The organism is Victivallis sp. (assembly GCF_048170485.1).
Lineage (GTDB): Bacteria > Verrucomicrobiota > Lentisphaeria > Victivallales > Victivallaceae > Victivallis.
Genome location: NZ_DBEXAY010000128.1, coordinates 19,743 through 28,483 on the forward strand (window position 1 = coordinate 19,743; position 8,741 = coordinate 28,483).

The 8,741-nt window shown below is 62.4% G+C and carries 5 protein-coding genes and 1 pseudogene; 3 read left to right on the top strand and 3 right to left on the bottom strand.

Going from position 1 to position 8,741, the window contains the following annotated elements; translation table 11 throughout:
• Nucleotides 1–139 precede the first annotated feature (139 nt).
• Together ACMLHG_RS06900 and ACMLHG_RS06905 are read left to right on the top strand one after the other, a co-directional pair.
• The gene (locus tag ACMLHG_RS06900; RefSeq protein WP_295811738.1) at nucleotides 140–1,213 is read left to right on the top strand and encodes a M42 family metallopeptidase; all 1,074 of its coding nucleotides are present in this window, start codon (nucleotides 140–142) and stop codon (nucleotides 1,211–1,213) included.
• A gap of 2 nt (nucleotides 1,214–1,215) precedes the next feature.
• Nucleotides 1,216–1,440 (top strand): hypothetical protein, encoded by a 225-nt coding sequence (locus ACMLHG_RS06905; RefSeq protein WP_294436877.1) that lies wholly within the window; start codon nucleotides 1,216–1,218, stop codon nucleotides 1,438–1,440.
• 115 nt (nucleotides 1,441–1,555) lie between these two features.
• Here ACMLHG_RS06905 and ACMLHG_RS06910 read toward each other — a convergent pair.
• The 3 genes and pseudogenes from ACMLHG_RS06910 to ACMLHG_RS06920 all read right to left on the bottom strand — a co-directional run.
• Nucleotides 1,556–2,998, bottom strand: a pseudogene (locus ACMLHG_RS06910) (basic amino acid/polyamine antiporter); the annotation flags it as partial.
• Nucleotides 2,999–3,032: 34 nt separating this feature from the next.
• On the bottom strand, nucleotides 3,033–4,760 hold the full coding sequence (locus ACMLHG_RS06915) for a type II secretion system protein GspD (RefSeq protein WP_294436882.1): 1,728 nt from the start codon (nucleotides 4,758–4,760) through the stop codon (nucleotides 3,033–3,035).
• A gap of 12 nt (nucleotides 4,761–4,772) precedes the next feature.
• Nucleotides 4,773–6,215: a hypothetical protein gene (locus ACMLHG_RS06920; protein ID WP_417170012.1), complete on the bottom strand. Its 1,443-nt coding sequence runs from the start codon at nucleotides 6,213–6,215 to the stop codon at nucleotides 4,773–4,775.
• Nucleotides 6,216–6,757: 542 nt separating this feature from the next.
• Between ACMLHG_RS06920 and ACMLHG_RS06925 the strand changes: the two genes are divergently transcribed.
• On the top strand, nucleotides 6,758–8,680 hold the full coding sequence (locus ACMLHG_RS06925; protein WP_417170013.1) for an alpha/beta hydrolase family protein: 1,923 nt from the start codon (nucleotides 6,758–6,760) through the stop codon (nucleotides 8,678–8,680).
• The last annotated feature ends 61 nt before the right edge of the window (nucleotides 8,681–8,741 follow it).

Sequence of the window (8,741 nt, forward strand, 5' to 3'; positions counted from 1 at the left end):
ATTGCAAGTTTGAACCGGAAAAATCTCGCTCCGAAAGAGAAAAAATGCGCGTTTCTTCCCGCTGCGGCTCTGGAAAAAACACCATTCCGGCTGTACGTTATGGTATCGATTCAATTCCACAACCATTCGAGGTGAAGATATGCTGACGAAAACCAGTTTGAAATTTCTCGAAGAGTTCATGAATTCCTCCAGCCCCTCCGGTTTTGAAGAGGAGGCGGCGGCCTGTTTCCGCAACTACCTCGCTCCCTGCTGCGACGAGGTGAAGACCGACGTGCTCGGCAATACGATGGCGGTGCTCAACCCCGGCGCGCCGATGCGGGTGATGCTGGCCGGGCACTACGATGAGATCGGATTCCAGATCGTCTACATCTCCGACGAGGGGCTGCTCTACTTCCGCCCCAACGGCGGAATCGACAAGCTCAACGTGCCGTCGACCGAAGTGGACATCCTGACCGCCTCCGGCCGGGTGCGCGGCGTGATCGGCAAGAAACCGATCCACCTGCTCAAACCCGCGGAGCGGGAGGTGCCGCCCGAACTCTCCGACATGTGGATCGACATCGGCGCGGAAAACCGTGCCGAGGCGGAGAAGATCGTCTCGGTGGGCGACCCGGTGGCGGTGCGCTCCAACTTCCGGATGCTCAACGAACACCGCTTCATGTCGAAGGGGACCGATGACAAGGTCGGCGCCTTCGTCGTCGCCGAAACCATGCGCGAACTTGCGAAGCGGAAGCTCAACGTCGCCGTCTACGGCGTCGGCACCGTGCAGGAGGAGGTCGGCCTGCGCGGCGCCCACACCAGCACCTTCGGCGTCGACCCGCAGGTGGGCTTCGCCATCGACGTCGGCTTCGCCACCGACCTGCCGGACATCCCGAAGAAACTGCTCGGCGAAATCCGGCTCGGCGGCGGCCCCGAACTCAACCGCAGCTGCGACAACAATCCAGTGCTCGGGCGTATGCTTCGCCGCATTGCCAAGGAGAAGAAGATCGCCTATCAGGAGACTGCGGCGCATCGCGCCTCCGGCGGTACCGATGCGGCTCAGATCCAGATGACCCGGGCCGGGGTGGCCACCGCACTGCTGAGCATTCCGAACCGCTACATGCACTCGCCGGTCGAAATCTGCGACCTGCGCGACGTCGAAGGCGCGGTCAAACTGCTAGTCGAGACCATCGCCGCGTTCCGGGGAGATGAATCCTTCATCCCGGGAATCGACTGAGGATGGCGCCCGATTCGGAACTGGCCGCCGCACTGCGGCGGCGCAGGCTCAACGACAGCCGGAACGTCCGGCGCTACATCCACACCAAGAGCTTCAACGATCTGGCCGGCCGCAGTACCGCGCCGGGCAGTGTCCGGCCGGAGCAGCTGCGGCTCCGGGCCCGGATTCTGTTTGTCGTGTTCGCCGCGGCCTTCTGGACCGCGGGGGTGTGGTTCCTTCTGAGCTGATTCCGCAACGGGGCGGCTACTTCGCTTTTTCCACTTCGGCCGCCTCGGTTTCCACCCATTTCGCCCATTTATGGAAGTGGGTGTCCAGCGAGTGTGACTTCGCCGCGGTCACGCCGAGCGAAATGAGCGCCACCAGCACGATGACGACGGCTCCGGCGAGTTCCGGGCGGGTGAAGGTGCGGTGGTCGGCCGCGGAGGGGTCATCCGTCAGCGCGTTACGCCGCGCCCAGACGAAGACCGGAATTCCGAGCAGCAGGAAGAGAAACGCGGTCATGAGGTAGTTCAGTCCGGCCGAATAGATCATCCACAGCGCGAAGAGCGAACCGGCCACGCCGCAGAAGAACGCGAAGTGGAAGCGCACCGGCATGTTGGCCGGATACTGCTTCGTCGCACAGATCTTCCACAGATAGAGCGTGCATGCAAGATAGGGCGGCAGAATCATCACCGAGGTGATCGAAAGCATCGTGTTCCAGGCGTTGCTGGCGAAGTAGACCACGATCATCGCCAGCTGCATGATCAGGCTGGAGACGAAGAGCGAAACGCTCGGCATGCCGCGGGAGTTCTCCCGTTTGAAGATGCGCGGGAAGGTGCCGTCCATCGCCGCCGCGTAGGGAATCTGGGCGATCATGATGGTGAAGGCGAGCCAGCTGGTGAGCAGCGCGATGATCACTCCTGCGTTCATCACGTCGCCCGCCCAGGAGCCGTGAACCACATCCTGCAGCAGCGGCGCGGTCGACGGATTGGCGAGCGCGGCCAGCTGCGGCTGATACATCCGGCCGAAGGGAAGGATTGAAAGCAGCGCGTAGATCACCAGACAGCCGAGAAATCCGATCAGCGTCGCCTTGCCGACGTCGCTCTGGCTGCGCGCCCGGCCGGAAACCACCACCGCTCCTTCGATGCCGATGAACGCCCACAGCGTCACCATCATCGTCGACTGCACCTGCTTGAGCATGCTGCCAAGCGGGCGGATGTGAAGCTGGGGAATCGTTTCGCTGCCGGTCATGTCGGTCGAGAAGAAGGCCCAGCGGAAGGCGAAGAGCATGATGACGATGAAGAGCGCGATCGGAACCAGTTTGCAGATCGTGCCGATCGTGTTGATGAAGGCCGCCTGCCTCATGCCGGCGAGCACGGCGAAGTTCATGATCCAGATCACCAGCGAGCCGCCCAGGATCGACCAGAGGTTGTTCCCGCCGGTGAAGGTGCCGGGGAAGAAGTAGTTCAACGCATCCATCAGCAGCACCGCGAAGCCGACGTTGCCGAAGATGTTGCACAGCCAGTAGGACCACGCCATCTGAAATCCGGCGAAGCGGCCGAAGCCGAGCCGGGCGTAGGCGTAGATGCCGGTGGTCGCGTCCGGTCTCGCGTCGGCGAGAATCCGGAAGGTGTTCGCGATGAAGAACATTCCGACGCCGGTTACCACCCAGGCGATGATGACCGCTGTTACCGAAGCCTGCTGGGCCATGTTCTGCGGCAGGCTGAAAATGCCGCCGCCGATCATTGCGGAGACCACCAGCGCGGCCAGCGCGGTCACTCCGAGTTTTCTGTTGTCGTCAGCCATGATGTTGATTCCTCCTCTTGTTGTATCCTCAAAATTACCGGGTGCTCCGGGTGCTTCTGGCGGCGGCGGGAGAGTCCTGCGGCGAATCCCAGACGCATTCGCCCACGACGATCAGTTCGGCGCTGCGGACTGAGGTGGATTCGGTCGAGAAAAGGTAGCCGAGATAGGGCACGTCCATGAGCCAGGGAATTCCGGTGCGGGATTTGACCTGTTCCTGCTTGCGCAGTCCGCCGATGACGAACCGGTCTTTGCCGTGCGGCAGGCTCACCTCCTGGGTGACGGTGTTGCCGTTGGAGATGCGCGGTTTCCCGTTCGATTCGAAGCCGATCAGACTGGAGTTCGAGAGCGTCACGCTGAACCGGGTCTCGTCGAGGTTGACCGAGGCGTTGTTGACCGTCATCGTGAAGCCGAATCCGGCGAATGCGGTGGTGACCTGCTGCTCCCCCTTGCCGATGGCGAGGTCGGCACTCTCCCTGCCGGGCCGGTCGATCGAGCGGTCAAACCAGGCGGCGATCGACGAGAGCAGTTCGTAGGGGCCGACGCCGGTGTCGGGGAAGGGGGTTCCGGTGGAAGGATCGACGGTGGTGCCCGGTTCGATGGCGCCGTTCACTGGATGCGAGGTGTCCGAGTAGAAGATCTGGGTGGTGCGGCTGAGCTGCGCCGGGGTGTTGTTGCGCACGCACAGCTCACCGGTGTGGAGCACCTTCGCCTTCCCCCGGCTTGCGAGGAAGTCGAGGTAGCGGGTGTTCCACTTCGGGTTGAAGTTGTAGAAGCTGGTCCGTTCGGAACCGTCGGCCCGGTTCAGTCCGCCGTTGTAGACCGCCGCCCAGTTGTTGCGGTAGCGGCCGCCGACGGAGAAGAGGTCGGCGCCTTCGTTGTTCTTCCACGACTGGAAGTCGATGCCCATGCGTTCGTCGTTCTCGCTGTAGAGCTCGTAGACCCGGATGCGGAGCCGGACCTGCGGAATCGGCACGTCGTAGAGCGCGAGCATTCTGGCGATGTTGTCGCAGGAGTAGTTCGAGACGTCGAAGATCAGCCAGTTGAGATCGGGATCGATGGCGACAACATCCTGCCCCTGCCACAGTTCGGTCACGTCGGAGATGTTCATGCCCATGTTCTGGATCAGCGGCAGCAGGTTCTGCGCCGGAACGAATTTCGGCAGGTAGAAGAACATCTGCGAGCCGTAGTTGATCGCGCCGAGCTCCGGGTTGTCGAGCATCGCGACGATCGAATCGATCCCCATGCCGTTCTCCTGGTCTTCGAACCGGTAATCCTCGGCGCTGACGAACAGGAGTCCGGTTCCGTCGGCGTACTTCAGGCACTCCACTGCGGTGTTGCTGCCGAGCTGGAGCTGCGGATTGTAGCCCGGCTGGGCGTTCGCCGGAGTGGCGAGTTCGGGGGAACTCACCGTCGCGGTGAGCGGCGCCGTCGTGGTGTTGCCGGGGTAGTTCTGCTGCAGACTGGTGTTGCCGACCCGTTTGGACTGCACCATCTGGCGCAGGTAGTCGCGGAATTCATAGGGGTCGACGTGGCGGAGCACGTAGGTTTTGGTGATGACCCGCGGGTCGGCGTTGTCGCGGACGAAGTGGACTTCCCGGGTGTCCTCCTTCACCTTGACGAGCAGCTGCGCCTCGACCCGGGTGCTGTCGTAGCCGCCGGTGTTGTTGAAGTTCGAATCGCGGGGCACGCCGGGGATTTCGGCGCCGCGGAGGAGTGCGGGCACCGCGAGAAGGAGAAAGAGGAATCGCTTGTTCTGTCGCATGATGCCGCCTCCCTATTTGAGTTGAATGAGTTCGCCTGCCGCGCCGTCGGCGGGAGCGGGTTTGGCGGTGTCGAGCATTTCCGCAGTGACCGCGAGGTAGAAGCGGCTCTTTTCGAGACTGGTGGTCGTGGTGCTGAAGAGGTACTTCAGAATCGGAATCTCCATCAGAAACGGCATGCCGATGGTCTGTTCGACCTCCTGTTCGAGGTTCCATTCGGCGAGGATGGTCTCCCGGCCCAGTTCGATCAGGGTGTTGCCGGTGACCTGGCTGGTTTCGACCAGTTCCGAACCGACGTTGTTGCGTTCGACGATGTCGGCGGCCTGAATGTCGTAGCCGAAGAAGACGGTGCCCGGGTATTTCGTGTAGGCGCCCGGCTGGTAGGGGTTGATGGAGAACTCCTCGCTCGCCGGGTAGCCCTCCTGCGGCACGCCGTAATGGAGGTTGACGATCGGCTGGAGGAGTTTCAGATAGAGCTGGTTGAGGCCGGTGGTCTCCCCGAGAAGTCCGGTGGTGACGCTGGTTTTGTCGTTGTCGGATTTGGCGATGTTCTGGAACTGCGGGTTGAAGTAGAGTTCAGCGGACGGGGTGTTGTTGCAGACGGTGAGGGTGGCGCGGTTCCGGATCTCGGCGTTCCCGCTCTGCTGAAGCAGCCGGATGAAGCTCGCGTCGAACTGCGGCGCGAAGAGAAATCCGCCCAGCGGACCGGAGAAGGCCTGCAATGCGGCGGTTCCGCCCGACGAGACGCCGGAGGCGTCCCAGGCGACGGAGAAGAGGTTCAATCCGGGACCGTTTTTCCAGGCGAGATATTCGATGCCGAGGTCGCGCAGGGTGCTTTCGCGCAGTTCGTACAACGTGAAGTGGAAGGTGATCTGCGGAGCGGGTCGGTCGATCCAGCTCAAAAACTCGTAGACGTACTGGGTGTTGGAGCTGTTGTCCTTCCAGTAGATCTGGTTGGAGTTGGCGTCCCAGGCGTAGACCGAACCGGCGGGACCCTCGCCGATGATGGAGTTGACCAGCACGTTGAGCATGTTCTGACCGGAACGGAACTTCGGCCGGTAGACCGCCCGGGTGATGCCGGTGCCGCGGATGACGTCGGCCGGAGTTCTGCCGTCGACCTTGATGTCGCGGTCGATTTTGCGGATGAAGTCATCCACATAGGGCATCATTTTGACCGGGCAGGTGACGGTGAGCAGCTGGGTGTTGTCCGCTCCGTATTCGATGCAGTTGACGCTGGAGTTCATGTTGTACCGTTTGACGATACCGAGCAGGAACGGGGTGACGTCGTTGGACTGGACATACTTGAGCTGGTAGACCTTCGAAACCATGCGGTCCTGCGCGTCGTCCTGGATGAACCGCAGTTTCTGGACACCCGGATTCTCACCGGGGGCGTTCTGTGCTGCTGCGACAGTGCACAGCAGCAGCCCGAGGGCGAGCGCTGTTGTTTTTCTGGACATATTGCATTCCTCCCCTGCGAATGTTTTCACTCCAGCGTTTTGCCGGAGAAAATTCCGTACGGATCCTCCGGGCGGACCAGCCCGGATCTATGTTATGTCCAAAAAACCGGCGTGCCGCCGGAACAGCCACACTTCGCGGCGGGGCGATTTCCAGGCACAATTCAGGAATCGTGCACACATCGGGGCCGGAGGGGCTCTGCAATTTCTCTCTCTTCTTCAATATTACTCCGGTTGTGAAGTTTGTCAACCCGGATGAGAGAAGATTTTCACAAAAGTTGCGGAATTTCGGATTCAGACCCCGTGCAATTCCCTGCGGCATCGCCGGATGCAGATGGAATACTGCTGGAGGCTTCGATTGCCGCGGACGCTCCTTTGCGGACTTGAGGCGGCTGCTCCGGCGGGGAAATAACGCTTGCTTTTCCTTCTCGGCGTGCTAGATTACCCCATTCGGAAACGGCGGTCGGCGGGGCATTTCCCCGGCGTCCGGACGCCCCGAAGCGGACGTGCTCTCAATGCAGTTGCAAATCAAACGAGGTGAAGGAATGTGCTTTTCTCCGTATTCTGATCTGATGCAGCACTATTACGGCAGGATGGTGCGCGAGTGTGTCGAACGGCGGCGGAAGGAGCTCGCCGCGGTGGATTCCCGGGAGAAGGCGCTGGCCTATGTCCGGCTCGCCCGGGAGCGGATCCGCACCGCCTTCGGTCCGTTGCCGGAACGGCATGTTGCGGACGCCGTTGTCACCGGCGTGATCGAACGCGACGGCGTGCGGATGGAAAAAGTTCTCTTCGAATGCGCTCCCGGATTCCACATGACCGGCATCGTTTACCGGTCGGTTTCTCTGCGTACTCCGGCCCCCGGTGTGCTTGCTCTGCTCGGGCACAACGACAACGGCAAGGCCGCCCGCAACCAGCAGAGCTGTTGTGTCGGGCTGGCCCGCAAGGGAGCGGTGGTGTTCACGGTCGATCCCATCGGGCAGGGGGAGCGAAAGCAGTATTCCGGCGACCCGCTGCGTTCCGGCTGCGTCTGGGAGCACAACATGGCGGGCAAACAGCTTTCGCTCTGCGGCGAATTTTTCGGCGCCTGGCGGGTGGCCGACGCGAAGGCGGCACTCGACTGTCTCGCCGCCCGGCCGGAAGTTGACAAGACGAAGCTCGCGGTGACCGGGGCCTCCGGCGGCGGAACGCTTTCCAGCTACCTCTTCGCGCTCGACGACCGGCTGACGATGGCGGCACCGGCGTGTTACATCACCACCTTCCGGCGGAATTTCGAAAATGAGCTGCCGACCGACGTCGAACAGATTCCGCCGGGGCTGTGGGCGGCGGGCGGCGACATGGCGGACTTTCTGATCGCCCGCGCGCCGCATCCGGCGTTGATTCTGGCGGTGGAGGATGATTTTTTCGATCCGCGCGGCGCGGCGGAGACATTGGAGGAGGCGCGGCATATCTACGCGCTTCTGGGGGCGGAACAGGAGGTCGAACTCTTCGTCGGCGAAGGCGGCCACTCTCTCGGTCCGCAGTTGCGGAATGCGACGTATGAATTCTTCACCCGGCACTGGTTCGGGCGGGCGGTCGGCGGGGAGGAGCCCTTCGAACCGCTCCCCGACGAGGAACTTTTTGTCACTCCCGGCGGTCAGGTGACGGAACTCCCGGGCGAAGTGACGCTGCCGGAATATCTCGCCCGCCGGGCGGCGGAGCTGGCGCGGAACCGTTCGCCGGAGAAAGACGGGATTTCCGCTTTTCTGAAGGAGGCGCTTCAGGCGGAACCGGCGGTCGCGGCTCCGGAGTATCGGGTCCTGCGCGGCCGCACCGGGGAAAACGGCCTCAGCTGTCTCGCGCTGCGGACCGAACCGGAGGCGGAGGCGTTTCTGCAGTTCCGCCGGAGCCTGGGGGCGTTTCACCTGCCGCCGGGGCGGGAGTGCACGCTCTATCTGCCGCACGTCGACGCGGAGGAGGAGCTGGACGCCGGAATTCCGGAGGAGAAGGAGTGTCCGGGGCCGCTCTTCGCGCTGGATGTGCGCGGCTCCGGCAAGTCGGCGCCGCTGACCTGCGACCGCGGAACGGACTACTTCTACATGTATGGAAGCGACTACTTCTACGACGCGACCGGCCAACTGCTCAACTCCTCTTATCTCGGGGGAAAGGTGCGGGATCTCTTCGGAGCGATTGCCTTGCTGCGTTCCGCCGGGTATATCGAACTCACGCTCGCCGGGCGCGGTCTCGGCGGATTGATCGCGGCGTATGCCGCCGGAATCGATTCCTCCGGAATCCGGCGCATCCGGTTGCGGAACGTACCGCGTTCCTGGGGTGAACTGATGCGGAAAGGGGAGTTTCTCTGGCCGCAGTCCCATCGGATTCCGGGGATGCTGCAGAGGTTCGATCTGGACGATCTCTACCGGTTGCTGGCGGAGCGGTGCGACTTCCGGCTCTCCGATCCGTGGGACGGTTTCTTCCGATCGCTGTCGTGATCGTAGTTTGAGTTTAATGAACTGGAAATGATATACTTCCGTCATCTCTTCTTCCGGGCGG

Bases quoted from the DNA above. Each gene is read 5' to 3' on its own strand.
- ACMLHG_RS06925 (WP_417170013.1), top strand. From the start codon at position 6,758: ATGTGCTTTTCTCCGTATTCTGATCTGATGCAGCACTATTACGGCAGG.
- ACMLHG_RS06915 (WP_294436882.1), bottom strand. From the start codon at position 4,760: ATGCGACAGAACAAGCGATTCCTCTTTCTCCTTCTCGCGGTGCCCGCA.
- ACMLHG_RS06920 (WP_417170012.1), bottom strand. From the start codon at position 6,215: ATGTCCAGAAAAACAACAGCGCTCGCCCTCGGGCTGCTGCTGTGCACT.
- ACMLHG_RS06900 (WP_295811738.1), top strand. From the start codon at position 140: ATGCTGACGAAAACCAGTTTGAAATTTCTCGAAGAGTTCATGAATTCC.
- ACMLHG_RS06905 (WP_294436877.1), top strand. From the start codon at position 1,216: ATGGCGCCCGATTCGGAACTGGCCGCCGCACTGCGGCGGCGCAGGCTC.